The organism is Methylobacterium sp. 22177 (genome assembly GCF_052045615.1).
Classification (GTDB): domain Bacteria; phylum Pseudomonadota; class Alphaproteobacteria; order Rhizobiales; family Beijerinckiaceae; genus Methylobacterium; species Methylobacterium radiotolerans.
In genome coordinates this window covers 47396-72381 of the sequence record NZ_JBQEPK010000005.1, presented here as the reverse complement: position 1 = coordinate 72381, position 24986 = coordinate 47396, and the positions used below count along the sequence as shown (strand labels likewise).

General features: G+C 72.7%; 29 protein-coding genes and 1 tRNA gene. 10 read left to right on the top strand and 20 right to left on the bottom strand.

The window, feature by feature from the left end:
• Positions 1-32 precede the first annotated feature (32 nt).
• Positions 33-659 (top strand): FMN-binding negative transcriptional regulator, encoded by a 627-nt coding sequence (locus tag ACTJK8_RS07645; RefSeq protein WP_012317669.1) that lies wholly within the window; start codon positions 33-35, stop codon positions 657-659.
• Entirely contained in the window at positions 656-1372 is a 717-nt protein-coding gene (locus tag ACTJK8_RS07640) for a GNAT family N-acetyltransferase (RefSeq protein ID WP_043073155.1), read from the top strand. The genes ACTJK8_RS07645 and ACTJK8_RS07640 overlap by 4 nt, the downstream gene beginning before the upstream one ends.
• Positions 1373-1378: 6 nt before the next feature.
• Here ACTJK8_RS07640 and ACTJK8_RS07635 read toward each other — a convergent pair whose 3' ends face one another.
• Together ACTJK8_RS07635 and ACTJK8_RS07630 are read right to left on the bottom strand one after the other, a co-directional pair.
• Positions 1379-2926, bottom strand: a complete 1548-nt coding sequence (locus ACTJK8_RS07635; RefSeq protein WP_012317671.1) for a GMC family oxidoreductase — start codon at positions 2924-2926, stop codon at positions 1379-1381.
• Positions 2923-4350: an alpha/beta hydrolase gene (locus ACTJK8_RS07630; RefSeq protein ID WP_012317672.1), complete on the bottom strand. Its 1428-nt coding sequence runs from the start codon at positions 4348-4350 to the stop codon at positions 2923-2925. Before ACTJK8_RS07630 ends, ACTJK8_RS07635 begins: the two co-directional genes overlap by 4 nt.
• A gap of 125 nt (positions 4351-4475) precedes the next feature.
• On the opposite strand from ACTJK8_RS07630, the gene ACTJK8_RS07625 reads away from it, so the two are divergent.
• Positions 4476-5228 (top strand): GNAT family N-acetyltransferase, encoded by a 753-nt coding sequence (locus ACTJK8_RS07625; RefSeq protein WP_012317673.1) that lies wholly within the window; start codon positions 4476-4478, stop codon positions 5226-5228.
• Positions 5229-5279: 51 nt separating this feature from the next.
• On the opposite strand, the gene xseA is transcribed toward ACTJK8_RS07625, so the two are convergent.
• The 7 genes from xseA to ACTJK8_RS07590 all read right to left on the bottom strand — a co-directional run bounded on the left by xseA (position 5280) and on the right by ACTJK8_RS07590 (position 11352).
• Positions 5280-6980, bottom strand: coding sequence for an exodeoxyribonuclease VII large subunit (gene xseA, locus ACTJK8_RS07620; protein ID WP_012317674.1), 1701 nt, complete (start codon positions 6978-6980; stop codon positions 5280-5282).
• A 124-nt stretch (positions 6981-7104) separates the two neighbouring features.
• Entirely contained in the window at positions 7105-8577 is a 1473-nt protein-coding gene (locus ACTJK8_RS07615; protein ID WP_012317675.1) for an MDR family MFS transporter, read from the bottom strand.
• Between the two features lie 181 nt (positions 8578-8758).
• The gene (locus ACTJK8_RS07610; RefSeq protein ID WP_440761760.1) at positions 8759-10075 is read right to left on the bottom strand and encodes an MFS transporter; all 1317 of its coding nucleotides are present in this window, start codon (positions 10073-10075) and stop codon (positions 8759-8761) included.
• Entirely contained in the window at positions 10075-10281 is a 207-nt protein-coding gene (locus tag ACTJK8_RS07605; protein ID WP_012317677.1) for a ribosome modulation factor, read from the bottom strand. Before ACTJK8_RS07605 ends, ACTJK8_RS07610 begins: the two co-directional genes overlap by 1 nt.
• 67 nt (positions 10282-10348) lie before the next feature.
• Complete coding sequence (locus ACTJK8_RS07600; protein WP_012317678.1) at positions 10349-10606, bottom strand: DUF6894 family protein; 258 nt, start codon at positions 10604-10606, stop codon at positions 10349-10351.
• A gap of 105 nt (positions 10607-10711) precedes the next feature.
• The gene (locus ACTJK8_RS07595) at positions 10712-10975 is read right to left on the bottom strand and encodes a hypothetical protein (RefSeq protein ID WP_012317679.1); all 264 of its coding nucleotides are present in this window, start codon (positions 10973-10975) and stop codon (positions 10712-10714) included.
• A 137-nt stretch (positions 10976-11112) separates the two neighbouring features.
• Positions 11113-11352, bottom strand: a complete 240-nt coding sequence (locus ACTJK8_RS07590) for a hypothetical protein (RefSeq protein ID WP_012317680.1) — start codon at positions 11350-11352, stop codon at positions 11113-11115.
• Positions 11353-11516: 164 nt separating this feature from the next.
• Between ACTJK8_RS07590 and ACTJK8_RS07585 the strand changes: the two genes are divergently transcribed.
• A complete protein-coding gene (locus ACTJK8_RS07585; protein ID WP_024831014.1) occupies positions 11517-12533 on the top strand; it encodes an NAD-dependent epimerase in 1017 nt (338 codons plus the stop codon).
• A gap of 210 nt (positions 12534-12743) precedes the next feature.
• Positions 12744-13109 carry a c-type cytochrome gene (locus ACTJK8_RS07580; RefSeq protein ID WP_024831013.1) on the top strand — a complete coding sequence of 122 codons (366 nt, stop codon included), beginning with the start codon at positions 12744-12746 and terminating at the stop codon, positions 13107-13109.
• 76 nt (positions 13110-13185) lie between these two features.
• Here the strand turns inward: ACTJK8_RS07580 and ACTJK8_RS07575 are convergent, their stop codons facing one another.
• The 3 genes from ACTJK8_RS07575 to ACTJK8_RS07565 form a co-directional block, all read right to left on the bottom strand.
• Positions 13186-13704 (bottom strand): MarR family winged helix-turn-helix transcriptional regulator, encoded by a 519-nt coding sequence (locus tag ACTJK8_RS07575; protein WP_012317683.1) that lies wholly within the window; start codon positions 13702-13704, stop codon positions 13186-13188.
• Positions 13705-13833: 129 nt separating this feature from the next.
• Positions 13834-14778 (bottom strand): site-specific tyrosine recombinase XerD, encoded by a 945-nt coding sequence (locus ACTJK8_RS07570; protein ID WP_024831012.1) that lies wholly within the window; start codon positions 14776-14778, stop codon positions 13834-13836.
• Positions 14775-14927, bottom strand: a complete 153-nt coding sequence (locus ACTJK8_RS07565) for a hypothetical protein (protein WP_012317685.1) — start codon at positions 14925-14927, stop codon at positions 14775-14777. The genes ACTJK8_RS07570 and ACTJK8_RS07565 overlap by 4 nt, the downstream gene beginning before the upstream one ends.
• A 244-nt stretch (positions 14928-15171) precedes the next feature.
• On the opposite strand from ACTJK8_RS07565, the gene ACTJK8_RS07560 reads away from it, so the two are divergent.
• The 3 genes from ACTJK8_RS07560 (at position 15172) to ACTJK8_RS07550 (ending at position 17139) form a co-directional block, all read left to right on the top strand.
• Positions 15172-15795, top strand: a complete 624-nt coding sequence (locus ACTJK8_RS07560) for a shikimate kinase (RefSeq protein ID WP_245364354.1) — start codon at positions 15172-15174, stop codon at positions 15793-15795.
• A 19-nt stretch (positions 15796-15814) separates the two neighbouring features.
• The gene (gene aroB / locus ACTJK8_RS07555; protein ID WP_024831011.1) at positions 15815-16954 is read left to right on the top strand and encodes a 3-dehydroquinate synthase; all 1140 of its coding nucleotides are present in this window, start codon (positions 15815-15817) and stop codon (positions 16952-16954) included.
• A 109-nt stretch (positions 16955-17063) separates the two neighbouring features.
• Positions 17064-17139 (top strand) — tRNA-Thr (locus tag ACTJK8_RS07550).
• A 106-nt stretch (positions 17140-17245) separates the two neighbouring features.
• On the opposite strand, the gene ACTJK8_RS07545 is transcribed toward ACTJK8_RS07550, so the two are convergent.
• Genes ACTJK8_RS07545 through ACTJK8_RS07515 form a run of 7 tightly spaced genes read right to left on the bottom strand, consistent with a single transcriptional unit; the run spans position 17246 to position 21451 of the window.
• A complete protein-coding gene (locus ACTJK8_RS07545; protein ID WP_063110031.1) occupies positions 17246-19000 on the bottom strand; it encodes a complex I subunit 5 family protein in 1755 nt (584 codons plus the stop codon).
• Complete coding sequence (locus tag ACTJK8_RS07540) at positions 18997-19416, bottom strand: sodium:proton antiporter (RefSeq protein WP_440761759.1); 420 nt, start codon at positions 19414-19416, stop codon at positions 18997-18999. Before ACTJK8_RS07540 ends, ACTJK8_RS07545 begins: the two co-directional genes overlap by 4 nt.
• The gene (locus tag ACTJK8_RS07535) at positions 19413-20189 is read right to left on the bottom strand and encodes an MnhB domain-containing protein (RefSeq protein WP_012317690.1); all 777 of its coding nucleotides are present in this window, start codon (positions 20187-20189) and stop codon (positions 19413-19415) included. The genes ACTJK8_RS07540 and ACTJK8_RS07535 overlap by 4 nt, the downstream gene beginning before the upstream one ends.
• Positions 20186-20437 carry a Na(+)/H(+) antiporter subunit B gene (locus ACTJK8_RS07530; RefSeq protein ID WP_012317691.1) on the bottom strand — a complete coding sequence of 84 codons (252 nt, stop codon included), beginning with the start codon at positions 20435-20437 and terminating at the stop codon, positions 20186-20188. The genes ACTJK8_RS07535 and ACTJK8_RS07530 overlap by 4 nt, the downstream gene beginning before the upstream one ends.
• Positions 20434-20718, bottom strand: coding sequence for a monovalent cation/H(+) antiporter subunit G (locus tag ACTJK8_RS07525; protein WP_012317692.1), 285 nt, complete (start codon positions 20716-20718; stop codon positions 20434-20436). Before ACTJK8_RS07525 ends, ACTJK8_RS07530 begins: the two co-directional genes overlap by 4 nt.
• Positions 20715-20966, bottom strand: coding sequence for a monovalent cation/H+ antiporter complex subunit F (locus ACTJK8_RS07520; protein WP_012317693.1), 252 nt, complete (start codon positions 20964-20966; stop codon positions 20715-20717). The genes ACTJK8_RS07525 and ACTJK8_RS07520 overlap by 4 nt, the downstream gene beginning before the upstream one ends.
• On the bottom strand, positions 20963-21451 hold the full coding sequence (locus ACTJK8_RS07515; protein ID WP_012317694.1) for a hypothetical protein: 489 nt from the start codon (positions 21449-21451) through the stop codon (positions 20963-20965). Before ACTJK8_RS07515 ends, ACTJK8_RS07520 begins: the two co-directional genes overlap by 4 nt.
• Before the next feature lie 129 nt (positions 21452-21580).
• Here ACTJK8_RS07515 and ACTJK8_RS07510 point away from each other — a divergent pair, with 129 nt between their 5' ends.
• Both ACTJK8_RS07510 and ACTJK8_RS07505 read left to right on the top strand, forming a co-directional pair.
• Positions 21581-22150: an NUDIX domain-containing protein gene (locus ACTJK8_RS07510; RefSeq protein WP_012317695.1), complete on the top strand. Its 570-nt coding sequence runs from the start codon at positions 21581-21583 to the stop codon at positions 22148-22150.
• Positions 22151-22344: 194 nt separating this feature from the next.
• On the top strand, positions 22345-23514 hold the full coding sequence (locus ACTJK8_RS07505; RefSeq protein ID WP_012317696.1) for an acetyl-CoA acetyltransferase: 1170 nt from the start codon (positions 22345-22347) through the stop codon (positions 23512-23514).
• Positions 23515-23644: 130 nt separating this feature from the next.
• On the opposite strand, the gene ACTJK8_RS07500 is transcribed toward ACTJK8_RS07505, so the two are convergent.
• Positions 23645-24937 (bottom strand): O-acetylhomoserine aminocarboxypropyltransferase/cysteine synthase family protein, encoded by a 1293-nt coding sequence (locus tag ACTJK8_RS07500; protein ID WP_440761758.1) that lies wholly within the window; start codon positions 24935-24937, stop codon positions 23645-23647.
• Between the last annotated feature and the right edge of the window lie 49 nt (positions 24938-24986).

Below are 24986 nucleotides of genomic sequence, written 5' to 3'. Positions count from 1 at the left end.
ACGGGTCCGCACGACCGCCGCAGGACAGGCCCATGTACCAGCCGCCGCATTTCCGGGACGATTCCCGCGCCGCGCAGCACGCGCTGATCCGCGCCAACCCGCTCGGCCTGCTGGTGACCGCCGGGGCGGGTGGCCTGACGGCCAACCCGATCCCGTTCCTGCTGGACGATGCCGGTCCCCACGGGGTGCTGCGGGCGCACCTCGCCCGCGCCAACCCGCAGGGTCAGGATCTCGCCGCGGCGGAAGAGTGCCTGGTCGTGTTCCAGGGGCCTCAGGGCTACGTCACGCCGAGCTGGTACGCGAGCAAGAGCGAGCACGGCCGGGTGGTCCCGACCTGGAACTACGCCACCGTCCACGCCTGGGGCCGGCCGCGGGTGATCGAGGATGCGGACTGGCTCGGGCGCCAGATCGCCGACCTCACCGCCCTGCGTGAGGCGCCCCGGGCCGAGCCGTGGGCGGTCGCGGACGCGCCGGCGCCCTTCGTGGCCGCGCAGGTCCGGGGGATCCTCGGCATCGAGATTCCGATCACGCGGATCGAGGGAAAGTGGAAGATGAGCCAGAACAGGCCCGAGGCCGACCGACACGGGGTCATCGCGGGGCTGCGCGCCGAGGGCGAGGCGGGTCTCGCCGGGCTGGTCGCCGAGCGGAGCGGGCTGTGAGCGCGCGCCTCAACGGCTTCGGCCAGCCCATCGGCCAGGCCTTGCCGGACTGGAGCCCGCGCCCGCGTCCGCCCCGCGCGCCGATGGAGGGCCGGTTCTGCCGGCTGGTACCCCTCGACGCCGCGGCGCACGCGGACGCGCTCTACGCCACCTACAGCGCCGCCCCCGACACGCGCGGCTGGACCTATCTCGGCGACGAGATGCCGGAGAGCGCGGAGGCTTATCGGGCGCGCCTGGCGACGCAGCAGGCGAGCGAGGACCCGCTGTTCCACGCGATCCTGGATCCCGCGAGCGGCGACGCCCTCGGGATCGCCTCGTATCTCCGGATCGATCCCGGCAACGGCGTGATCGAGGTCGGCCACCTCCACTTCGGCCCGCGGCTGCAGCGGGCGCCCGCCGCCACGGAGGCCATGGCGCTGATGATGGCCCGCGCCTTCGACGAGCTCGGCTACCGACGCTACGAGTGGAAATGCGACAGCCTCAACGCCCCGTCCCGGGCGGCGGCGCTGCGGCTCGGCTTCACCTTCGAGGGCATCTTCCGCAACGCCGTGGTGGTGAAGGGCCGCTCCCGCGACACGGCGTGGTTCTCCATCACCGACGCCGAGTGGCCGCGGGTCCGCGCCGGCTTCGCGGCGTGGCTGGACCCGTCGAACTTCGACGGGGCGGGTCGCCAGCGGCGCGGGCTCGCGGACCTGCGCGTCGCCGCGGGCTGAGCCGACTCAGGGGCCGCCGGCCAGGAACGCCTCCGCGCTGCGCAGGCTGAGCGCCATGATGGTCAGGGCCGGGTTCGCCGCGAGCGAACTCGGGAAGGTCGAGCCGTCGCAGATCCACAGGTTGTCGATGTCGAAGCTGCGGCCGTGCGGGTCGACCACGGCGCTCGAGCCGTCGCGGCCCATCCGACAGGTTCCGAGGGTGTGGGCGACGCGCTCCAGCACCCAGATGTCGTCCGCCCCCGCCTCCTCCCAGAGTCCGCGCATGACCTTCGTGGCGTGCGCGTTGAGGCGGTTCTCATTGGTGCTGTAGCCGAAGCTGATCTGGGCCTTGCGCATCCCGTGCGCGTCGGTCTCGTCGGCGAGGGTCAGCACGTTGGCGTCGCAGGGCAGCGTCTCGCCGTTGATGCCGATGCCGGCGAGGTGGTTGTAGCGGTCGAGGTAGTCGAGGAGCGGCTGCCCCCACAGGCCGCGCCCCCGCGCCGCCGAGTTGCCGAAGGTCACCGGCACCACGCCGAGGCTCTGGATCAGGTAGCCGCCCGCGAAGTCGGCGCCGGCGCGGACGAAGTCCTCGGTGATCAGCGAGGACGGGTAGCCCCGGTTCATGCGCACCTCGTGGTCGAAGGTACCCCAGACCTGCGTCGCCACGTGGCCCATGTAGTTGCGCCCGATCTGGCCGCTGGAATTGGCGAGCCCGAGATGGAGCAGCAGGCGCGGCGTCTCCACGGCCCCGGCGCAGAGGAAGACCGCGCCGCAGCGCTGCCGCCGCTCCGCGCCGTCCTGCCGGTAGACCACGCCGGTGATCCGGCCGTCGGCGCCGCGCTCCAGGCCGTGGACGAAGGCCTCGGCCCGGATCTCGGCGCCGCGGGCGACCGCGTAGGGCAGGTAGGTCACGTCCATGCTGGCCTTGGCGCCCGTGCGGCAGCCCTGGTGGCAGAAGCCGCAATTGATGCAGGCGTTGCGGCGCGGTCCGTCCTCGGACTGGAAGTCCCGCGAGACCACGGCGGCGGGCGCGTCCGCCCAACGGATGCCGCGGGCCTCGCAGGCCCGGGCCATGATCTGCGCCGGACCGTTGCGCGGGACCGGGGGCAGGGGATAGCGGCGGTCGGCATCCCACGGGTAGCTCTGCGCGCCCGAGACGCCGAGGAACCGCTCGACCCGCTCGTAGAACGGGAGCAGGTCCTCGTAGGTCAGCGGCCAGTCGACACCTTCCCCCGACTCCGTGTGCAGACGCAGGTCGCGGGCGTCGGCCCGGGGCACGAAAGCGCCCCAGTGCAGCGTCGAGCCGCCGACGCCGGTGCCGCTGTTGTTCGCCCCGAAGGCTTCCGGAGTCGAGCCGCCGCTCAGCCGCTCCTCGGTCCAGTAGATCTCGTCCGCGAGCGTCTCGTCGAAGGCGAAGCGCTCCGGCGTGAAGTTTGGTCCGGCCTCCAGGGCCACGACCTTCAGCCCCGAAGCGGCGAGGCGCGCGAGGAGCGGCGCGCCGCCCGCGCCGGTCCCCACCACGACCGCGTCGACGACCTCGTCCGCGCGGTAGGTCCGCATCCCCGCGAGGTTCATCGTCCCGCCTCCGTCCGCAGCGCCCGTGGCTCCCAGGGTTCCGGCGCGTCGAGCCCGACGGCGCGGAAGCCCGGCAGGTCGTCGGCGATCTCGCCCGGCCGGTCGCCGCCGGCACCGATGCCCGAGAAGCCGATCCGCGCCAGCGCTGCCGGGTGGCCGAGCCAGAGACGGACCGCGTCGGCACGGAGATCCTCGAACCAGAGCCGCATCCGGTCGGCGTCGAGGCGTCCACCGAGGCTCTCCGGAACCTTCAGCCCCGCGCGCTCGCACAGGGTGAGCAGCCCGTCCTGCTCGGCCGCGTCGAGGGCGACGAAGGGGCGGTCCCGGGCGACGCGGGCGGCGGCGTCGAGGGTGCGCAGGGCGGCGCGGTAGGCCTCCGCGTCCGGCGGCAGCGCCGCGAAGCGCCAGCCATCGCCGTCGCCGGATGCCAGCCGCCGGTCGAGGCGGGCGGCCAGATCGAGGTGCGGAACCGGCATCGCGCGGGCGAGGGCGGCCCGCAGGATCGCGAGCTCCACCGCGTCGAGGGCCGCCGGTTGATAGGCGGGATCGTCCGGCGCGACGCGCGCCGCCAGGGTGCCGCGCAGGCGGCTGTTCACCCGTTCGGAGGCGATCAGCGCCGCGTAGTCCGGCGGGACCGCCGGGCCGGCCTCCACGGACCGGCGTGGCCGGTCGCCGAGATGGGCGCGCAGGTGGTCGGCCAGGGCGGCGGGTCGCTCCAGCGGCAGGAGGTGGCCGACGCCGTCGACGGTGACGAGGTGATGGTGCGCGAGATGGGGCACCGTGAGGGCCCGCTGCGCGTCCGGCCCGAGGTCGGCATCCTCGGAACCGGCCAGGATCAGCGCCGGGGTGCGCAGGATCCCGATGCGGCGGCACCAATCCTCGTTCGCGCCCTCCTCGAGCCACGCCTTCCAGGCGGCGGGCTCGGCCCGCAGGACGTCGGCCACCGCCCGCGCCTCGGTCTCCGGATCCAGGCCGTCGCCCACGTTGGCGCGCACGAAGGCCTCGGCCTCGCGGCGCCGAGTCTCGGGGTCCGCGTCGATCCAGGCGAGCATCTCGGCACGCCGGTCCTCCGGGATCGGCTCCGGGCTCGGCGGCGAGCCGGAGACCAGGATGAGGTCGGTGAGGCCCGTCAGTCCCGCCTCGCCATCCTCGGCCCGGCGCGCGAGCGCCAGGGCCACCTTGGCCCCCATGCTGTGCCCGGCGATTCCGAACCGCGCCGGTGCCCGCGCGCGGATGGCCTCGGCCACGTGATCGGCCATCGCGGCGACGGAATAGCCCGGCGTGTCCGCGGCGTCGCCGAATCCCGGCAAGTCTACCGGCACGCAAGTCAACGGCATCCCGTCGAGGGCGCGCGCGAGACGCTCCCAACTTCGGGCACTTCCGCCCAGGAAGTGCAGGCAGAACAGGACTTCGGGTTCAGACATCGCCGAGACATCGCGCGGCGCCACAATGCTTCAAGCGTACGCGACGCCGCATGCGCGAAGTCTTGTCCCGGACCCGTTGGCCCAGTCGTGACCGCGTGCGATCAGGAGGGTCGGAGGAGGCGGCGATGGCGGATCTCGAACAGGCCTGGCGCGTGGAGGAGGCCTGCCTCAACGCTTGGCCGAGCCCGCGCGAGCTCCTAGTGCACGGTTATCTGCTGCGCGCCGCCGGAGGCCGCTCGAAGCGGCAGAATTCCGTGAACCCCATGCGCGGCAGCGGCGCGCCCGGACCGGCCGTCGAGGCCGCGCGCGCGATCTACGGACGCCTGGGACAGCGCCCGATCTTCCGCGTGCCGGCGATTGCGCCGCAGATGGAGCCGCTCCTCGCCGGCGGCGATTACACCGTGGTCGACGAGACCTGCACGCTGATCCGCGCCCTCGACGACGTGCCGACCGCGCCCGATCCAACGGTGGCAGTCGCCGCGGCGCCGGGGCCGGACTGGCTGGCCCTGCGCGACGCGGTGAACCGCGCCGATGCCGCGGCCGCGCAGGTGTTCCGCGACACCGTCAACGCCCTGGCCCTGCCGCGGGCCTTCGCGGCCGCCGCGGCCGAGGGCGGCATCGGCGCCATCGCCTTCGGGGTGCTCGATCGCGAGCTGATGGTCATCGAGGCGGTGGCGACGCCCGAACCCCTGCGGGGCCGCGGCCATGCCCGGCGCGCGGTCGGCGCGCTGCTGCGCTGGGGCCGGGCGGAGGGCGCCCGGGCCGCCTGCCTGCAGGTCGTCGCCGCGAACACGCCGGCACGGGCGCTCTACCGCACCCTCGGCTTCGAGCACGAGTTGTACCGCTATCACTATCGGGTCGGCCCGGAGCCTAGCTGAGACGCGGTGGGGGGCTCGGCCCAGTTCCTTCATCCGGCCCCGGCCGTCGTCTCAGGCGTCGAACAGCGATCCCTGCCGCGTCGCGGCAGGGCGCGTGCCGGTCCGCTTGCCCGGCGCCGCCGGTGCGGCCGCGCCGCCGCGACGTCCGGGCTTCGCCGGCCGGGACGGATCGACCGGCAAGGACGGATCGTCCGTCCCGTCGGGCACGGCCGTCACGGTCCCGTCGGCGAATTGCAGGCTGAGACGCTGCGCCGCCGCCGCCGCCGCCGCGCGGCGGACGGGGAGCCCCGCGGCGTCGCGCACCAGCACGTAGCCCCGGTCGAGCACCGCGCGGTAGCTCAGGGAGCCGAGCAGGCCCGCGAGACCGTCGAGCCGGTCGCGGCGCCGCTCGATGCCGCGCGCACCCGCCTGGGCGAGGCGCTCCGACAGGGCGAGCAGCCGGTCGGTTCGGCGCGCCTGCAGCGCCCGGGCCCGTTCCAGGCTGGCCTCGCGCGCGACGACGAGGCGTCGCCCGAGCTGGATCAGGGCCTCGCCCTTGCGCTGGACATCGTTGCGCAGGGCGTGGAGCGGCCGGTGGTCGATCCGCGCCAGCCGCGCGCGTGCGTTGGCGAGGGCCACGTCGGGCGAGCGCCGGGCCATCCGGTCGAGCAGGAGCTGGAGCCGCGCGCGGTGGCGGCTCGCGCCCGCCGCCAGCGCCGGGGCGAGGCGCGCCTCGGCGAGGTCGAGCCGCTGGCGCTTGGCCGCCAGCAGGGCGTCGGCGCTCGGCAAGGCGCGCCCGAGAGCGCGCAGGTCGGAGCGGTCGCGGTCGATCCGGCGCCCGACCGCTCCCCTGCCGCGGGCCGCCAGGTCCGCCACCGTGGCGATCAGGTCGGCGCGGACCGGCACCGCCATCTCGGCGGCGCCCGTCGGGGTCGGCGCGCGGCGATCCGAGACGTAGTCGATCAGCGTGGTGTCGGTCTCGTGCCCCACCGCCGAGATCAGCGGGATCGCGCTCGCGAAGGCGGCGCGGACGACGCACTCCTCGTTGAAGGCCCAGAGATCCTCGATGGAGCCGCCGCCGCGGGCCACGATGAGCACGTCCGGGCGCGGGATCGGGCCCCCGGCCGGGAGGGCGTTGAAGCCGCGGATCGCGGCCGCGACTTCCTCGGCCGCGCCGTCGCCCTGAACCCGCACCGGCCAGACCAGGACCGGCCGGGGGAAGCGGTCCTCCAGCCGGTGGAGGATGTCGCGGATCACCGCGCCGGTCGGCGAGGTGACGACGCCGACCACCCGCGGCAGGTAGGGGATCGGCCGCTTGTGGTCCGGCGCGAAGAGACCCTCGGCGGCGAGCTGCTTCTTGCGCTCCTCCAGGAGCGCCATCCAGGCGCCGAGCCCGGCAGGCTCCAGGCTCTCGATGACGATCTGGTACGAGGACTTGCCCGCGAAGGTCGTGATACGGCCGGTGGCGACGACCTCCAGACCCTCCTGAGGTCTCTGGCGAAGTCGTCCGAACACGCCCTTCCAGACCACCGCGTCGATCCGCGCCTGCCCGTCCTTCAGGGAGAAGTAGGCGTGGCCCGAGCCGTGCTGGCCGCGATACCCCGAGATCTCGCCGCGCAGGCGGACGTGCCCGAAGGCGTCCTCGAGGGTGCGCTTCAGGGCGCCCGCGAGCTCGCCCACCGACCATTCCGGCTGGTTCGCGTTGAGCACGCTGGTCGGCGGGATGTCCGCCGCGGGCTGGGCTGCGGGGCGCGGGGGCGGCACGAGGGGCATGGCCGGACGCTAGGGGGCTCCGGCGGGACAGTCAAAGGGCCGCTGTGGAGACGGGCTCGTGCGCGTCCCGAGCCGGGCTGGCCGCGACAGCGGCGCCGTCTGTCCTATCGGAAGGTTCCGCCGCCTACTCCACGGCGAGCTCGCGCGGCCGGTCGGAGATCGCCACCGGCGGGACCAGCAGCGACAGGAGCAGGGTCAGCACCGCCACGGCGAACACCGTCCAGAACGTGCCGTGCAGCGCGTGCTGCAGGCCGCCCCGGATCGCCTCCCCGCCGGCCCCGAGGCTTGCCGGATCGTCGAGCAGGCGGCGGAGCTGATCGGAATTCACCGCCGGGCCGCTCGACGGATTGGCGAGCCGGTAATTCAGCACGGCCCCGAGGACGGTCGCGCCGAGCGTCGAGCCGAGGTTGCGCGAGAAGATGTTCGAGGCCGTCGCCGCCCCGCGCTGCGCCCAGGCGACGCTGTCCTGGATGATCACGATGGCGGCGGTGGACAGGAAGCCCATGCCGAGCCCCATCACGACCGAGCCGCAGGCCGCCACCACCGGGGAGGTGTCCGTTCCGAGCGCGACGAAGGCGACCGCGCCGAGGGGCAGGAGCGTCGCGCCGACCAGCAGGATGGGGCGCAGGCCGAACCGGACGAAGCTGCGCGCCGCCGTAGTGGCGCCGATCGGCCAGCCGAGCACCATCAGGGTCAGGGTCAGGCCGGCGATCAGGGGCGATTGCCGCAGCACGCCCTGCACGTACATCGGCAGGAACGCCGTGAGCCCGATCACCGTCATGCCGGAGAGGAGCGTCGCGGTGTTGGCGGTGGCGATGGGGCGCTGCATCCACAGGCGGATGTCGAGCATCGGGTCCGGCGCGCGCCGCTCCTGGACGACGAACAGGAGCGCGGCCACCACGAAGGCCAGCGCCGGCCACAGGGCGGCCTCGGCCGACTCGCCCGCCTCGGTCAGCGCGATCATCAGCGCCGCGATGGCGGCGGTGAACAGGGCCGCGCCGATCGCGTCGATCTGGCGAGGGCGGCGCTCGACGCCCTCGTGGAGGAAGCGCAGGAACAGGCCGGCCGCGATCACGCCGACCGGCAGGTTGATCCAGAAGATCCAGGGCCAGCTCAGGTGACCGATGATCAGGCCGCCGACCAGCGGGCCGGCCACCGAGGAGATGCCCCAGACGCTGGCGAGATAGCCCTGGACCCGGCCGCGTTCCCGCGCCGCGTACAGGTCGCCGACGACGGTCAGGCTCACCGGCTGGATCGCCCCGGCGCCGACGCCCTGGATGAGGCGGAACAGGATCAGCGAGGGCATGGACCACGCGAGCCCGCACAGGAGTGAGCCCGCCAGGAACACCGCGATGCCGAACAGCAGCACCGGCCGACGCCCGTACAGGTCCGAGAGCTTGCCGAACACCACCGTGGTGGCCGTCTGGGTCAGCAGGAAGGAGGCGAACACCCAGGCGTAGAGGTGGAGGTCGCCGAGCTGGCCGGCGATCTGCGGCATCGCCGTCGAGACGATCGTCGCCTCGATGGCGATCATGAACATCGCCGCCATCACCGCGGCGAGGACCAGCGGGCGGCGCGTCTCTGAGGGCGTGGGCATCGCGCCGGTCTAGGCCCGCCGCGCCTGCCTACCTAGCGTTGAACACGGCATCCGGCTCCTCCGCGGCGAGATCCGTGCGCGAGCGCACATACCCGGGGCGCGGGCTCCGCGTCGGACGCATGGATGAGGCGCCGCGATGCGATCCGTGCATACATAATCCGCGATGACCCGAATTTGCCGATCACGCCTCGGAATCGGCGTCGAGGTCGCGCCCGCGCGTCTCGGGCAGCAGGACAGCCGCGATCGTCCCGACGAGGCTGAACGCGGCGAGGTAGTAGGCCGGCGCGAGCCGGTCGCCGGTCGCGGCGATCAGCCAGTTCACCACATAGTTGGTGCTGCCGCCGAACACCGAGACGGAGACCGCGTAGACGATCGACAATCCGGCGCTGCGCACCGCCCGGGGCAGGGCCTCGGGGATGCCGACGATCACCGCCGCGGCGTTGATGGACGACAGGGCCGAGAGCAGGAAGGTGACCGCGTACACGCTGGCGGCGCTCGGCGCCCGCACCACCCAGGCGAAGGCCGGGATCGCCAGGATCAGGATCAGCGCCCGCGGCCAGATCATCACCGGTCGCCGCCCGTACCGGTCGGCCAGCCAGCCGCCGAGCAGCGGGAAGATCACCGAGGCGAGCCCGAGCGCGATCGGCACCGCCGTGGCGGCGGTCTCGCTCAGGCCGAGGGTTGCGCCGGCGAAGACCGGCATGTTGGTGCCGACCGCGTTCGACACGGTCGAGGCCGCGATGACCAGGAAGGTCAGGCCCAGCAGGCGGCCGTGCTCGCGCAGGAGCCGGCCGACCACCGCCGTCGTCGAGGCCGCCGCGTGCGGATCCTCCTCGGCGCCGGCCGTCTCGGGCAGGTGACTGCGGATGACGAGGCCGACCGGCACGACGCACAGGCCGAGGGCGAACATCAGCCGCCAGCCCCACTGCGCCATCGCCTGATCGCCGACCGCGAGCGCCAGGGCGGTCGCGACGATCCCGGCGAACAGGGCCGCGCAGCCCTGGCTGGCGATCTGCCAGCTCGTCACGAAGCCGCGCCGGTCCGGGGGCGCGGCTTCCAGCAGGAAGGCCGTCGAGGGGCCGACCTCGCCGCCGAGGGCGAGACCCTGCACGAGGCGGCCGGCAATGACGATGACCTGCGCCCAGCCGCCGATCGTCGCGTAGGAGGGGCAGGCGGCCAGCAGGACCATGCCGACCGCCATCAGCGCGATGGTGATCAGCATCGCGGGCTTGCGGCCGGCCCGGTCCGCGAAAGCGCCGATCAGCACGCCGCCGATGGGCCGCATGACGTAGCCGATGCCGAACAGGGCGAGCGATGCCAGCAGGCTGTGGGTCGGGTCGTTCGCCGGGAAGAAGGCCTCGCCGATCGGCTTGGCGAAGAAGGCGTAGACGGTGAAATCGTAGAACTCGAGGGCGTTGCCCAGGACGACGGCCCCGACCGACTTGCGGTCGAGGGCGGGATGATGCGCGCCGGGATGCGGTGCGGTCCGGGCTTCCATCAGCGGGACGATCCGTCGACCGGGTGCTTGGCGAGACCGCCGGTGACGGGCGTCTCGCCCTCAGCCAGCGCCTCGTCGTAGCCGGACAACCAGAGCGTGCGCGCCTCCGTCCCCTCCGCGTAGGGGCAGGCTTCCCGGGCCAGCCCCTTGGCGGGCGCGGCCCGGCCGAGGGCGCGGGCATCGAGGTCGTTCGGTGGCGTATCCATGCGGGCGCAGCTCCGTTCCGGTTGGCTGCGGCGCGATGTAGGGCGCGGAACGCGGGCGTCGCCGATCTCAGTGACGCGTCGGGGTCCCGTCCGCGGGCAGCGCCACGGCCTCGCTGAACGGGAATTCCAGCACGACCTCGCCGTCGGCGTCCGCGACCACGAGGCACGCGGTCATCAGCCGGGCCTGATCCTGCGGGTGGCGCAGGGCGGCGCGGATCGTCTCCCGCGCCGCCTCCCAGGCCGCGTCCGGATCCCGCAGCTCGATCCCGGTCGGATCGGAGATGACGTCCTCGCCGATCTGCGTGTGGAAGAAGTAGCGCGGCATGGCCTTCACCGGTTGCGGGGGCGCCACTTGGAGCGGAGCGACCCGCTACAGGTGGTGACGGCCGCGCGCCGGACCAGCCCTCGGCGCAACCCGCCCCGTCGGCCCTCAGCCGTTCGCGGCCCGCGCCTCCGGCGCGGACGGGACCGGGCGGAGCGACCGGACCTGGCCGGTGACGCCGCCCGCGCGGTGCTGCTTCTCCATCGCCATCAGCGGCCGCAATTCGGGCTCGGCGAAGTCGAGGAGCTTGGCGTTGCGCCAGCGCGGCTTGCCGGACCCGCGGCCGAACCAGCGAGGGCGCTCCTCCTCGACCAGGAGTACCAGCCGTCCCGTCCAGGTCTTCCGGAACCAGAAACGCCCCGTCAGAGACATCGTCCCATCCTCGCCGTCGAGCCGCCCCCGGTCTGGCCGCCTCAATAGCGAACTTGGCCGTTCGCGTACTGATGAAGACGCGGGTGAACCGGCGCACCACCGATATCCACAGCCCCGCGCGAGGGCCACGGCCGTCCTCAGTGCGCGATGTGCCAGACCGACAGCGCCAGCACGACGAGCCAGACGAGGCCCGAGAGACCGAACACGAACCCGCGGAGGATCGCCGTCTCGAGCGCGGCATGCGCGGAGTGCGGCTCCCGCGCCCGTAGCGCACCGTCTTGCCGCGAAGGCTTCGGACGCGCCCGGACCGGGCGCGGCTTCGGCGCGGCGAGCAGACGCGTCAGGCTGTCGGGGAGCGGTCTGGGGTCGGGCTGCACGGCAGCCGCGAGCCTAGCGGGTCACGCGCCCGCGCGACAAGCCGCGCGGGGCATGAGCAGGTCCACGGCAGCGGACCGATTTCTCGCGTACCGACCCCATGCTACAGCTCGATCCCGGGGCGGCTCGATCCCGGGGCGGCCAGTCAGCCCGTCGGTCCGCGCGCATGTCCCTGCCACCTGTTCTGATCACCGGCGTCGCCGGCTTCATCGGGAACCAGCTCGCCCTGCGCCTCCTCGAGGCCGGCCGGCCGGTGGTCGGCCTGGACAGCGTCAACGCCTACTACGACGTGCGGCTCAAGGAAGCCCGTCTGCAGCGCCTCGCGGGCTTCCCGGGCTACAGCTTCGCGCGCCTCGACCTCGCCGACCGCGACGGGCTCGACGCGCTGTTCCGCCGCCACGCGTTCCGCACGGTGATCCATCTCGCCGCCCAAGCCGGCGTCCGCTACTCGCTCACCGATCCGCACGCCTACGCGGCGAGCAACCTCGTCGGCTTCCTGAACATCCTCGAGGCCTGCCGCCACGGCGGTGTGGGGCACCTGCTCTACGCCTCCTCCAGTTCCGTCTACGGCGGCGTCACGGCGATGCCGTTCTCGGTGCACCAGAACGTCGACCATCCGCTCAGCCTCTACGCCGCGACCAAGAAGGCGAACGAGCTGATGGCGCACAGCTACAGCCACCTCTACGGCCTGCCGACCACGGGTCTGCGCTTCTTCACCGTCTACGGTCCCTGGGGTCGGCCGGACATGGCGCTGTACCTGTTCACCCGCGCCATCCTGGCGGGCGAGCCGATCCGCGTGTTCAACGAGGGGCGGATGCTCCGGGACTTCACCTACATCGACGACATCGTCGCGGGGATCCAGGCGCTGGCGGAACGGCCGGCCGCGCCGGACCCCGCGTGGAGCGGCGCGGCGCCGGATCCCGGAACGAGCTCCGCGCCCTACCGGATCTACAACATCGGCAACAACGAGCCGGTGGCACTCCTGGAGATGATCACCCTCCTCGAGGACGCGCTGGGCCGGAAAGCAGAGAAGATCCTTCTGCCGATGCAGCCCGGCGACGTTCCAGCGACCTACGCCGACATCGACGATCTCGTGCGGGATGCCGGCTTCCGGCCCGCCACACCGCTGAAGACGGGGATCGGGCACTTCGTCGACTGGTACCGGACCTATCACGGGGCCTGAGAGAGCGGCGCCGCGGCCGTCCCGCGGAGCCAATCCGATCACGCGGTGTTGAGGGAAGCGGCGACCTGGAACGGCCGCAGATCGGCCCGCGGCCGACGGCCATCCCAGACTAGGCCGTTGCGCCCGCCGGGCAGATTCATTTAGAGCTGTTCCAGGCAGCCAAGCTCTGCCCGCATCGCTGCCGCAGCGGCGGCCAACAGGAGGAAATCCATGCGTTCACTCGTTTTCGGCGCCGTCCTTGCCGTCGTCATGCCCCTCGCCGCGCAGGCCCAGGAGGCCGGTGACGCCGCCGCCGGCGAGAAGGCGTTCGCCCCCTGCAAGGCGTGCCACAACTTCCAGAAGAACGGCGTGGGCCCCGATCTGAAGGGCGTCGTCGGCCGCAAGGCGGGCACCTACGAGGGCTACAACTACTCGGCCGCCCTGAAGAACTCGGGCATCACGTGGGACGAGGCCAACCTGCACGAGTGGCTGAAGAACCCGAAGGCGAAGGTGCCCGGCACCAAGATGATCTTCCAGGGCTACCCCGACGACAAGAAGATCAACGACGTCATCGCCTACCTCAAGACGCAGTCCTGAGGCGCAGTCCTGAGGCGCAGGCTCGCGCGCAGACGGGAGCGGCCACCCGGCCGCTCCCGGCCCAGGCGCGCCGGCCTCAATCAGGCATGAGCCCGGCCTGCAGGCTCAGCCTGAGGGTGACGAGATCGTGAAGCAGATCCTTGCGGCCCTGGATATCGAGGCCGGTCATGCCGCCCGCCTCGTCGGGAAGGCAGGCGAGCTCATCGCGCAAGGCCTCGCCGGCGGCGGTGAGGAAGATACTGACCTGACGCTCGTCGACCCGGTCGCGGGCGCGGCGCACCCGCCCGGAGGCTTCCAGGCGCTTCAGGAGCGGTGTCAGCGTCCCCGAGTCCAGGAACAGGCGGTTCCCGATCTCCTTGACCGACAATCCGTCCTGCTCCCACAAAACCAGCAGGACGAGGTATTGCGGATACGTCAGTTCGTGGCGCCCGAGAAGGTTGCGGTAGGCGCGGCCGAAGGCGTGAGCGGCGGCGTAGACCGCGAAGCACAGCTGGTTGTCGAGGCGCTGCCGCTCCTGCTGGGAAAGCTGGTCGGCACGCGTGTGCCCCGCCCGGTCCGGCTCGATGCCGACCTGCGAGGCCGTGGGGCCTGACATAGGAAAACTCTCTCTGGTAAAGACGGGCTCGCGTACCGGTATGGCGAGGGGCTACTCTTAGGCAGTTCGCTAAACCTATACAATTGGGGCGACCCACCAGGAGTTGCCAGGCGTTCCGCGCGGGACCGCTCAGCGATCCATCAGCGGATGCAGATCGCGGACCATCGCCTTCAGGCGCTCGTCGAGCACGTGCGTGTAGATCTGCGTCGTCGAGATGTCGGCATGGCCGAGAAGCTCTTGGACGATGCGCAGATCGGCGCCGTTCTGCAGGAGGTGACTGGCGAAGGCGTGGCGCAGCACGTGGGGGCTCACGCGGTCCGGGTGGAGACCGGCCGCCGCGGCCAGCACCTTGAGATCGCGGGCGAAGGCCTGCCGGGTGAGGTAGCCGCTGTCGCTGTCGGCGGGAAACAGCCACGGGGAATCCTCCGGCACAGCCGGAAGATGCGCCGCCATGGCGGCGCGGGCCGCCTCGGTCAGGGGCACGAGGCGCTCGCGGCCGCCCTTGCCCCTGACGATCAGGTAGCGCTCGCGACTCGCGCCCGCCGTGCGGGGCAGGGCGACCAGTTCCGAGACGCGCAGGCCCGTGGCGTAGAGCAGCTCGAGCAGGCACACCATCCGGCGCGCCCGGCGGGCCGGGCCCGGAGGCTGGTCGGCGCCGGCGGCGGCCTGCGCCGTGGCGAGCAGCCGGTCGACCTCCGCGATCGACAGCACCTTGGGGAGCGCGCGTCCCCGGCGCGGACCGGACACCGCGACGCTCGGATCGCTCTCGGCACCGCCCTCGGCGTACAGGAACTTGTGGAAACCGCGGACGCAGGACAGGCGCCGCGCCGCCGAGGACGCCTTCAGGCCCCTCGTCTCGAGGTCGATGAGGAAGGCTCGCAGCGTGCCGGCATCCACGTCGCCGAGCGCCGTGCCCGAGCGCGCGAGATAACCGAGGTAGTCGTCGAGGTCCCGCCGGTAGGCGCTCAGGGTGTTGAGGCCGGCCCCGCGCTCGGCGGCCAGCATGTCGAGGTACTCGGCGACCTCGGGACGGGGTGCCCGGGCGGCGTCGCCGCCGCTCTCCGCCCCGCTCAACGGTTGCCCGGCTGCAGCTTCGAGGCGGGGATGGTCACGCTCATCTCCCGCGGCGTCGGCTGGACGAAATGCGCGAGCGCGAACATGGCCGCGTAGACCAGACCCGCCAGGATCGCGAGGGTGGCAAAGAAACGGAACAGGGTCGGCACGTCGGTCGAACCTCGGGCAGACGGGCGCTGGCGGCGGAGAGGGGGCGGGCGAAGGCCTTCTGCGAGCCGCCGCCGGTGCCCGGGTTCGACCACGTGAACAAGGCGCTGACAAGGCCCGCGACGACACAGCGATGCGTTTCGCAGGCCGCTTGAATCGCGCTAAGAGCCTGCCGCAGGATGTGTGGCTGCCCGGGCGACAGGCGCGCGGGGGCCGGTGGAGAGGCGGGGACGCCGCACGGATGCGATGCAGGAGCCGATGCAGGAGGCCATGAGCGGGGAGGAGGCGGGGGAACCGATCGAGGCGCGTCTGCGCCGCGCGCTCGGCCTGCGCTCGATCGTGCTCGTCGGCCTCATGGGGGCGGGCAAGAGCACCGTCGGCCGGCGCCTGGCGAGCCGCCTCGGGCTGATCTTCAAGGATGCCGATATCGAGATCGAGGCCGCGGCCGGCCTGACGATCCCCGACATCTTCGCGATCTACGGCGAGCCGAGCTTCCGCGACGGCGAGGAGCGGGTGATCTCGCGCCTGCTGCGGGCCGGCCCGCTGGTCCTGGCGACCGGCGGGGGCGCCTACCTGCGCGAGGCCACCCGCGCGCGCATCGCGGAATCGGCGGTCTCCGTCTGGCTGAAGGCCGATCTGGACGTGCTGATGCGGCGCGTGCGCAAGCGCGGCAACCGTCCGCTGCTGCAGACCGAGGATCCGGAGGCGACGATGCGGGACCTGATGGCCGTGCGCCACCCGGTCTACGCCGTCGCCGACGTGATGGTCATCTCGCGGGAGGTGTCGCACGACCGGGTCGTCCAGGACGTGCTGGAGGCGCTGGATGCCCATCTCAGCGGCGAAGGATCCATCCCCGTAGCCGCCCAGTGAGACCCGAGCGAACCGACCCATGACCGAGCCCCGTCCGGACCTCCTGACCGTCCACGTGCCCCTCGACGCCGGCCGCGCCTACGACATCCAGATCGGGCGGGGGCTGATCGACACGGCCGGCGCCGCCGTCGCCGCGCTCGGGGGCCGCCGGGCGGCGATCGTGACGGACGCGACGGTGGGCGCGCTCTACGCCGCGCGGCTGCGGACGAGCCTGGAGCGCGCCGGCCTTCAGGCGGGCGTGGTGACGGTGGCGCCGGGCGAGGCCTCCAAATCCTACGCGGGCTACGCGGAGGTCTGTGACGGGCTCCTGGCCCTGAAGGTCGAGCGCGGCGACCTCGTCGTGGCGCTGGGCGGCGGCGTGGTCGGCGACCTCGCGGGCTTCGCGGCCGCCACTCTTCGGCGGGGCGTGCGCTTCGTGCAGGTCCCGACGAGCCTGCTCGCACAGGTCGATTCCTCGGTCGGCGGAAAGACCGGGATCAACGCGCCGCTGGGCAAGAACCTGATCGGCGCGTTCCACCAGCCGCGCCTCGTCCTGGCCGACACGGCGGCGCTCGACACGCTGTCCGAGCGCGAGATGCGCGCCGGCTACGCCGAGGTCGCCAAGTACGGGCTGATCGCCGATCCGGGTTTCTTCGACTGGTGCGAGGCGAACTGGCGCGGGATCTTCGCGGGCGGCCCGGAGCGCGAGCAGGCGGTCGCGTCCTGCTGCCGGGCCAAGGCCGCGGTGGTGACCCGGGACGAGCGGGAGGACGGCGAGCGTGCGCTGCTCAATCTCGGGCACACCTTCGGCCACGCCCTGGAGCGCCTGACCGGCTACGATTCTGCCCGATTGGTCCACGGCGAGGGCGTGGCGATCGGGATGGCCCTCGCCTTCCGCTTCTCGGCCCGGCTCGGGCTCTGCGCCGGCCAGGATGCCGGCCGCGTCGCCAACCACCTCGCGCTCGCCGGCCTGCCGACCCGTCTGCAGGCCGTCCCGGGCGGGTGCGGCGACGTCGAGGCGCTCCTCGACGCGATGACCCAGGACAAGAAGGTCCGCGACGGCGCGCTGACCTTCATCCTCGCGCGGGGGATCGGCCAGAGCTTCATCGCCCCCGGCGTGGACCGCGCGGAGGTGGCGGCATTCCTGCGGGACGAATTGGCGGCGGACCGGGCCGTCTGACGCCCGCGAGGGCCGGCTGTGGCCTTGCCTTACGCGGGCCGGGCCGCTATGAGCCTGCCACGTCCGGCGCCGGACACCGCGCGTCGCTGACGGTCCCGTCGGGGCCAGGGCCGCAATAGCTCAGCTGGTAGAGCACCTCATTCGTAATGAGGGGGTCGGGGGTTCGAATCCCTCTTGCGGCACCACTTTCCTCGATAACCGAATCCTCCTCCTGGAAGGTCTGGCGCGGCCGGACCTCCGTTCGACGACCCGCGCCGGTACGAGCCCGCGAAGCCCTGTCGCGGGTCGCCCTCACGCCGTGGCCAGCACGGCCGCGATCACCGCCACGCCGACCGCGAGCCACGCCGCGTAGTCGCCGATCAAGCCGCTGTGGAGCACTTCCAGCGCGCGGGTCGGCGCCGATTGCGAGGCGCTGACTGGCCGGACCACCGATGCGGGCAGGTGCCTCCGGAACAGGCCGTAGCCCGCGCCGGCGAGGGCGGCGGCGAGCGAGGCCCAGGGAAGCCAGACCGGCCCCTCCGCCAGCGCGACCACGGCCGGCCGATGCATGAAGGCCGACGCCGCCCGCGGGAGGGCGTGCTCGATAAGGCCAGCCGGCAGACCGATATCGAGGGCGAGGAGGAGGCAGCACGGCGCCAGCATCAGCCAGAGCGGCCGGTTGGCCTTCTCACGCTCGTCCTCGCTCGGGGCCCCGGCCTCGTCGCCGGGATCGGGCCCGAGCCCGAGGAAGATCCGGCCCGCGGCCCGCAGCACCGCGGCCCCGGTCAGCGCCGCACCGATGGCGCCGGCCGCCAGGGCGATCCCGTGGCCCTGCTGCGCCAGCGCACCCTGAACGAGGCGCGTGCCCTGGTCGAGCACCCCGAGGGGCAGGCCGCAGAGCAGCAGCCCGGCCAGAGCCATGGCGACCCCGGCGGGCCAGATCCCCCGCCCGAGGCCGCGCAGGGCGATCTCGTCGATGCTGGCCTGGGTGGCGAGCAGGATGCCGGCGATCATGAACAGGGCCCCCTTCACCAGCCCGTGCCCCACCACGTAGACGAGCATCCCGCCGGTCCCGTCCACCGTGAGGGCGCCGAGACCGGTGAGCATGATCCCGGCATGCGAGATCGTCGAGAAGGCGAGCATGCGCTTGAGGTGCCGCTGCAGCAGCGCCATCCAGCCACCCAGGAGGGCGGTGAAGCTGCCGAGGCCGATGAGGAGGGCCGGCAGGGCTTGCTGGACCTGATCGGAGCCGCCGAACACGACGGCGCTCACCTTCGCGAGGCCGAACAGCCCGAGCGAGACCATCGATCCGGAGAAGATCACCGAGACCGGGCTCGGCGCCACCGCGTGGGCGTCGGCGAGCCAGAACTGGAACGGCACGATCGCGCCCTTGATCATCAGGGCGGTCGCCACGAGGCAGAACGCCCCGGCCACCACCGGATCCCGGCCGCCCCGCGCCACCGCGGCCGCGATGCCCTCGAAGTCGAGCGTGCCGGTCTGGGCGTAGATCAGCCCGATGCCGCCGAGCATCAGGAAGCCCGCGAGGCTGTTGACCACCGTGAAGTTGATGGCGCCCGCCAGCGACGATTCCGCCAGATGGTAGGCCGTGAGCGCGAAGGCGGCGACGCTCATCACCTCGAACCACACGAACAGATTGAACATGTCGCGGGTGAAGCAGAACCCGACCATGGCGGCCAGGAACAGCAGCATCAGGATGTGGAAGTGGCCGTGGGTGCGGTCGAAGAAACCCCAGGCGAACACGAAGGTCAGCGCGTAGAGCAGCCCGATGAAGGCCGCGACCCAAGCGCTGGCCTCGTCCACGGAGAAGCCGATGCCGAGATGGACGCCGTCGCGCGGCGCCCAGCCGCCGAACCAGTAGACCAGAGGCTCGCCGGCGGCGTGGGTGGCGATGACACCGCAGAGCGCCGCGACGGTGAGAGCCGACAGCGTCGCCAGGATGTCGGGGAGGCGGCCGGGCAGGAGGTGCGCGGTGGCCAGCATCGCCGCGCAGATCACGAGCGGTATGGCGACGGGCAGGGGCAGGAGGGCGGCCGGGAAGGCGGTCACGGCGCGCTTCGCTCCGCCCCGCGCACCCGGCTCGATTCCGGGTCGCGCCCGGACTTGCCGCCCGCGCGCATCGGCCGGAGCTTCTCCGGGTCCAGGCTGCTGCCGCGCTTGTAGGCCTGGATGGTCAGGACGAGGAGGAGGGCGGTCAGCGTCGCGCCGACCACGATGTCGGTGAGCACCAGCGCCTGCATCACCGGGTCGACGGCGGGCGTTCCCGGCGGCTGATCGTAGAAGATCGGCGCGATGCTGCCCCAGCGATAGCCGAGGCCGAGCAGGAGCACGTAGGTCGCCGACTGGCAGACGCCGAGGCAGCCCACGAGGTGAATGAAGTTGCGGCTCGTGGCGATGCCGTAGAGGCCGATCCCGAACAGCCACGCGGCGACCGCGTAGGGCAGGAAACTGGTGACCGCACTCACGCCGATTCCTCCCCCGGCTCCTCGGGCGCGTCGGCCTCGCGGGTCTCCTCCATGAATTCCAGGAAGAGCTGCGTGAAGCCGCCCGTCACCGCCAGGGCGACGCCGAGGTTCTCGATCAGCATCAGCCCCCCCGAGAACAGGTCGCGGAAGGTGCCGAGCGGCAGGATGTTCTGCATGAAGGCGGCGCCGGTGAGCATCGGCGCCAGCCCGCACAGGGCGAAGAGCAGCGCGCCACCGCCTTCCAGGGCGTCGAGCCAGTGGCTGCGGATGGCGTCGCGCCAGCCGGCATAGCCCTCGCCGAGGTAGATCAGCAGGGTCCCGGAGGCGAGGATGACGCCGCCCTGGAAGCCGCCGCCGGGCGTGACCGTCGCGTGCAGCACGACGTAGAGGCCGAACAGCGCGGTGAGCGGGCCGGCGATGCGGCAAGCGAGCACCACGGCCTCGGAGCGCGGGATCACGGCCCGGCCGGGCCGGCGCATGGCGCGCTCGGTCGTGCCCTCGCCGCGCCGCCCGCGCAGCAGCACCACTGTCCCGGTGATCGCGGCGAGCAGCATGAACTCCTCGCCGAGGGTGTCGAGGCCGCGCAGGTCGAAGTTGATGGCACTGACCATGTTGGCGACGTGCCGGGCTTCCGGCGTGATCGCGTTGATGCGCGCGCCGTACTGGGCGATCGTCGACCCGAAGGGCGGCAGGCCGGCGATCACCTCGGCCGCGCCGGGAAGGAGGACGAGGCCCGCGAGGGCCAGGAGCGCGACGCGGACGCGCGGGTTCACGATTCCTCCTCGGGCGGCTGCGCCCGTACGGCCATCAGAGCCACGAGGAAGAGGAGCGGCACCGCCGCCGAGCCCACCGCCAGCTCCGAGAGCGCGACGTCGGGGGCCTGGAGGGCGTCGAACAGGATCGCCAGGACGAGCCCGTTGACCGCGATGGCGAAGACTTGCCGCGCGGGGTCGCGCACCAGAACCACGGCGGTGCCGGAGATCGCGGTGAACAGGAAGAGCAGCGGCAGGATCACCGTCATGCCGAGCGGCCCTCGCGCATCAGCACGGCCCGGCCGGAGACGTGCGACAGGACCGCCGCCCAGGCGAGGAACACGACCATCATCACCAGGATCTTGAGCGAACGCCCGGAGACGCCGTCGGCCAGGAAGGCCGCCACCGTCACGAGGATCGAGGCCGCGACGTTCAGGAACGCGAGGGCGTGCATCCGGTCGAGCGCCCGGGGCAGACGCCAGAGGGCGAGGGCCGCGAGCCACGCAGCCGCCACGGCGAGGGCCAGGACGGAGCCGATCACGACGCTCATATCCAGCGCTCCAGGAAGACCGCGAGCAGCATCGTGCCGGGCAGGTTGAGCAGGACCAGGGTGAGGGCCAGATCGGTGATGGACGCTTGATCGGTGGCGAAGGCCATGAGCGTCAGGATCAGCACCGTGACGCTTCCGGCGAGCTGGTAGGCGGCGAAACGCTGGCCGGGCCGGCCCCGCCACGCGAGCGCCGCGGCCACGGCGAGCGGCGGCAGCAGCGCCAGGATGGCGACCGTCCAGACGCTCATCGCGCCTCCTCCAGGCCGTGCGTCACCACTGTTCCGTGCGCGCGGTCGAGGGTGAGCACGTAGCTGTCGGGGGCGAGCGATGCGGCCAGCAGTCCGACGGCCCGCGCGGCCGGCGCCGTTTCACCGTCCGGCGTGGCCCAGGCGATCTCGACGGCGCTCCGCTCCCGTATCGCGCCGCCGCCGGCGCGCCCGACGACGGCGCGGAGGAGGTGAAGCCCGACGCGGGCGGTCCGGCGCGGCACGGCGCGGATGGCCGGACCGAGTGGACGGAGCGACGCAGAGTCGAAACGGAAGCGCAGCCCGCCGCGCCGTGCGACGCCCCACCACCAGAGCGTGCCGAGGCTGGCGCAGCCGACCGCGGCCATCCCTTCGTTCAGGCTCACCGAGCCGGCGAAGACCATGTAGGTGAGGGCGAGCACGATCCAGATCGCGGCGCCGTCGCGCCGTGAGCGCTTCCTGATCCCGCTGATCGGTCCTGCCCGCATCGATCCTGACCGGCGCGCCCCGCGGAAGCGTGACCATGCGCATGTCCGACCAAACGTGGCCGCGGGCTTCGGCGTTCCCGGAACCCGGAGACACGGTTCCGTGTAGGGCGATGAGGGATGGGAGTGCCCATGAAAGCTGAGATCCTCACTGTCCGCTTCGTCCACGAGGGCTGGAGCCGCTTCGGGATCGCGCGGGTGCGCCTCGCCGACGGCGCCGTCGTCGAGCGCGAGATCGAGGACCACGGCAACTCGGTCGGGATCCTGCCCTACGACCCGGAGCGGAAGGTCGCGACCCTCGTGCGCGAGTTGCGGGTGCCGCCGCTGTTCGCGGCCGGCGAGCAGGTCCAGCTGGAGGCCCCGGCCGGACTGATCGACGGCGGCGGTCCGGAGGAGAATGCCCGCCGGGAGGCGATGGAGGAGGTGGGGCTGCGCCTGCAAACGCTCGAGTTCGTCGGCGCCACCTATTCCTGCGCCAGCCTGACGACCGAGAAGATCCACCTCTACCTCGCGCCCTACGGCCGGGCGGATCGCGCGGAGGCGGGCGGCGGGGCCGAGGGCGAGCACGAGAACATCCGGGTGGTCGAGATGCCGCTGGCCGAGCTCGCCGCCCGCGCCGACAGCGCCGAGATCGCCGATCTGAAGACCCTCGCCCTGATCCTGGCGCTTCGCGCGCGCCATCCGGAGCTGTTCGCCCCGTGAGACGCCGCGCGCTCGCCCGCGGGCTGCTGACCGCACTGGTGCTCGTCGGCGTCGCGTGGGTCGCCGTCCACCTGCGCTGAACGGGCGCGGACGCTCCTCGTCCGGACGGGTCCGGCGCGTCGAAGAACCCGCGCATGTCTTGATCGCCGGCCGCGGCGGGCCCATCGTCCGGACCAGACTCGGGAGGTCACCGGATGACGCGCGCCTGCATCGTGGGCTGGGCCCACACCCCCTTCGGCAAGCTCGAGGAGCCCGACGTCGAGGGGCTGATCGCCCGGGTCTCGGGCGAGGCTCTGGCCCATGCCGGCGTCGAGGAGGCGCAGGTCGATGGCATCTACGTGGGCTCGATGAATACCGGCTTCTCGAAGCAGGGCTTCGAGGGCTCCCTGGTGGCGGTGAGCCGGCCGGGCCTCGCCCACGCTCCGGCGACCCATCTGGAGAACGCCTGCGCCACGGGGTCGGCGGCCCTCTACGCGGCCCTCGACTTCGTCGACAGCGGCCGCGGCCGGATCGCCCTGGTGATCGGGGCCGAGAAGATGACGGCCAAGAGCGTGGCCGAGACCGGCGACATCCTGCTGGGCGCCTCCTACCGCAAGGAGGAGGCCGACATCGAAGGCGGCTTCGCGGGCGTGTTCGGGCGGATCGCGGCGGGCTACTTCCAGCGCTACGGCGACCGCAGCGAGGAGCTGGCCCGCATCGCCGCCAAGAACCACCGCAACGGCGTCGGCAACCCCTACGCGCAGCTGCGCAAGGATCTCGGCTTCGACTTCTGCAACCGGGTCTCAGAGAAGAACCCCTACGTGGCCGCCCCCCTGCGGCGCACGGACTGCTCGCTGATCTCGGACGGGGCGGCGGCCCTGGTCGTGGCCGACGCCGAGACCGCCGAGGGCCTGGAGCGGGCGATCGGCTTCCGCGCCCGGGCCCACGTCAACGACATCCTGCCCCTGTCCCGCCGCGACCCGGCGGAGTTCAAGGGCGCGCGGATGGCCTGGGAGAAGGCGCGGGCCCAGGCCGGAATCGCCAACGAGGACCTCTCCTTCGTGGAGACGCACGACTGCTTCACCATCGCCGAGCTGATCGAGTACGAGGCGATGGGCCTCGCGGCCCCGGGCGAGGGGTTTCGTGTGGTGCGCGAGGGACTCGCCGAGAAGGGGGGCCGGCTGCCGATCAACCCGTCCGGCGGCCTCAAGGCCAAGGGTCACCCCGTGGGGGCGACCGGCGTGTCGATGCACGTCATGGCCTGCCTCCAACTCATGGGCGAGGCCGGCGAGATGCAGGTGCCCGGGGCGGAGCTCGCCGGGATCTTCAACATGGGCGGCGCGGCGGTGGCCAACTACGTGTCGATCCTGGAGCGGCGGCGCTGAGGCCATCCCGGCCGCGACCACTCTCCGCCCGCCGCGGCCGTCCTTGCGAGCGGAGCGGAGCGATTCAGCGGCGCCACAGCGATCGCGATCGCGCGGCTCCGGGTCGCTTCGCCGCGCGCGCGATGACGGATCAGGGGAGGCGGTCCAGCGCCTGCTTGAGATCCGCGATCAGGTCGGCCTCGTTCTCCAGCCCGATCGACAGCCGCACGGTCTCCGGCCCGACCTGCGCGGCGGCCTTCTCGTGCTCCGGCAGTTGCCGATGCGTGGTCGAGGACGGGTGGATCGCCAGCGACTTGATCTCGCCGATATTCACCAGATGCGAGATCAGCTCGAGTCCGGCGATGAACCGCAGCGCCGCCGGCTCACCGCCCTTCAGCGCGAAGGTGAAGATCGAGCCCGGCCCGTCCGGGGTATAGCGGCGGGCGAGGTCCTCGCCGGGCTGGCCCGGCAGCATCGGGTAGCTCACCCACGCCACAGCCGGGTGATCCTTCAGGAAGGCCGCCACCGCCCGGGCGTTGGCGCAGTGCCGCTCCATGCGCAGCGGCAGGGTCTCGATCCCCATGAGCGTCAGGAACGCGTTCATCGGCGACAGGCCGGGCCCGAGGTCCCGCAGGCCGAAGAACCGGCACGCCGCCGCGAAGGGGGTCGCCGGGAAGGCCTCGGTGAGCACCAGCCCGTCGTAGTCCGGCCAAGGCTCGGTGATCAGGTTGTAGCCGCCGGCCTTCGCCCAGTCGAAGCGGCCGGCGTCGCAGATCACGCCGCCGATGGTCTGGCCGGAGCCGCTCAGGAACTTGGAGGTGGAGTGCCAGACGATGTCGGCGCCGTGCTCGATCGGCCGGATCAGGGCCGGCGAGGCCAGGGTGTTGTCCACGACGAGCGGCAGATTGTGGCGGCGGGCCACCGCGGCGATCCCGTCGAGGTCCACCACCGACGCGCAGGGATTCACGATCGATTCGCAGAAGATGGCCCGGCAGTCCGGCGTGATGGCCGCCTCGAAGTCCTCGGGGGCCATGCCGCGCGCGAAGCGCGGCTTCAGGTCGTAGCGCCCGTCGAGGCGGCGCATCAGGCCGAGCGACCCGCCGAACAGACGCGGGGATGCCACATAGGCGTCGCCGCTCTTCATCAGCGTCATGAGGACCAGCTGCATGGCGGACTGCCCGGAGGACACCGCCACCCCCGCCTTCGCGCCCTCCAGGTCGGCGATCCGGCGCTCCAGCGCGGCGACCGTCGGGTTGGAACCGCGCGAGTAGGAGAAGCCGATCCGGCGGCCGGCGAAGATGTCGGCGGCCTGCTCGGTCGAGTCGAAGACGAAGCCGTTGGTGAAGTAGATCGGCTGGACCCGCGCGCCCGTGGCGGGATCCGGCGCCGCGCCGGCGTGGATCGCCCGGGTCGCGAAGCGGTGCGGTCGGTTCTGGTCCGTCATGGCTCTCGGTCGGGTGTTCGGGGCCCGGACCGGGTGTCAGCCCGGGCGG

What these genes read in the sequence shown, in the direction of transcription:
- ACTJK8_RS07595 (WP_012317679.1), bottom strand. Translation starts at nt 10,975, where the DNA reads ATGTCTCTGACGGGGCGTTTCTGGTTCCGGAAGACCTGGACGGGACGG.
- ACTJK8_RS07510 (WP_012317695.1), top strand. Translation starts at nt 21,581, where the DNA reads ATGAAAGCTGAGATCCTCACTGTCCGCTTCGTCCACGAGGGCTGGAGC.
- ACTJK8_RS07585 (WP_024831014.1), top strand. Translation starts at nt 11,517, where the DNA reads ATGTCCCTGCCACCTGTTCTGATCACCGGCGTCGCCGGCTTCATCGGG.
- aroB (WP_024831011.1), top strand. Translation starts at nt 15,815, where the DNA reads ATGACCGAGCCCCGTCCGGACCTCCTGACCGTCCACGTGCCCCTCGAC.
- ACTJK8_RS07500 (WP_440761758.1), bottom strand. Translation starts at nt 24,937, where the DNA reads ATGACGGACCAGAACCGACCGCACCGCTTCGCGACCCGGGCGATCCAC.
- ACTJK8_RS07645 (WP_012317669.1), top strand. Translation starts at nt 33, where the DNA reads ATGTACCAGCCGCCGCATTTCCGGGACGATTCCCGCGCCGCGCAGCAC.
- xseA (WP_012317674.1), bottom strand. Translation starts at nt 6,980, where the DNA reads ATGCCCCTCGTGCCGCCCCCGCGCCCCGCAGCCCAGCCCGCGGCGGAC.
- ACTJK8_RS07520 (WP_012317693.1), bottom strand. Translation starts at nt 20,966, where the DNA reads ATGAGCGTCTGGACGGTCGCCATCCTGGCGCTGCTGCCGCCGCTCGCC.
- ACTJK8_RS07580 (WP_024831013.1), top strand. Translation starts at nt 12,744, where the DNA reads ATGCGTTCACTCGTTTTCGGCGCCGTCCTTGCCGTCGTCATGCCCCTC.
- ACTJK8_RS07635 (WP_012317671.1), bottom strand. Translation starts at nt 2,926, where the DNA reads ATGAACCTCGCGGGGATGCGGACCTACCGCGCGGACGAGGTCGTCGAC.
- ACTJK8_RS07575 (WP_012317683.1), bottom strand. Translation starts at nt 13,704, where the DNA reads ATGTCAGGCCCCACGGCCTCGCAGGTCGGCATCGAGCCGGACCGGGCG.
- ACTJK8_RS07615 (WP_012317675.1), bottom strand. Translation starts at nt 8,577, where the DNA reads ATGCCCACGCCCTCAGAGACGCGCCGCCCGCTGGTCCTCGCCGCGGTG.
- ACTJK8_RS07530 (WP_012317691.1), bottom strand. Translation starts at nt 20,437, where the DNA reads ATGACGGTGATCCTGCCGCTGCTCTTCCTGTTCACCGCGATCTCCGGC.
- ACTJK8_RS07560 (WP_245364354.1), top strand. Translation starts at nt 15,172, where the DNA reads ATGCAGGAGCCGATGCAGGAGGCCATGAGCGGGGAGGAGGCGGGGGAA.
- ACTJK8_RS07600 (WP_012317678.1), bottom strand. Translation starts at nt 10,606, where the DNA reads ATGCCGCGCTACTTCTTCCACACGCAGATCGGCGAGGACGTCATCTCC.
- ACTJK8_RS07625 (WP_012317673.1), top strand. Translation starts at nt 4,476, where the DNA reads ATGGCGGATCTCGAACAGGCCTGGCGCGTGGAGGAGGCCTGCCTCAAC.
- ACTJK8_RS07610 (WP_440761760.1), bottom strand. Translation starts at nt 10,075, where the DNA reads ATGGAAGCCCGGACCGCACCGCATCCCGGCGCGCATCATCCCGCCCTC.
- ACTJK8_RS07505 (WP_012317696.1), top strand. Translation starts at nt 22,345, where the DNA reads ATGACGCGCGCCTGCATCGTGGGCTGGGCCCACACCCCCTTCGGCAAG.
- ACTJK8_RS07630 (WP_012317672.1), bottom strand. Translation starts at nt 4,350, where the DNA reads ATGTCTGAACCCGAAGTCCTGTTCTGCCTGCACTTCCTGGGCGGAAGT.
- ACTJK8_RS07515 (WP_012317694.1), bottom strand. Translation starts at nt 21,451, where the DNA reads ATGCGGGCAGGACCGATCAGCGGGATCAGGAAGCGCTCACGGCGCGAC.
- ACTJK8_RS07525 (WP_012317692.1), bottom strand. Translation starts at nt 20,718, where the DNA reads ATGAGCGTCGTGATCGGCTCCGTCCTGGCCCTCGCCGTGGCGGCTGCG.
- ACTJK8_RS07605 (WP_012317677.1), bottom strand. Translation starts at nt 10,281, where the DNA reads ATGGATACGCCACCGAACGACCTCGATGCCCGCGCCCTCGGCCGGGCC.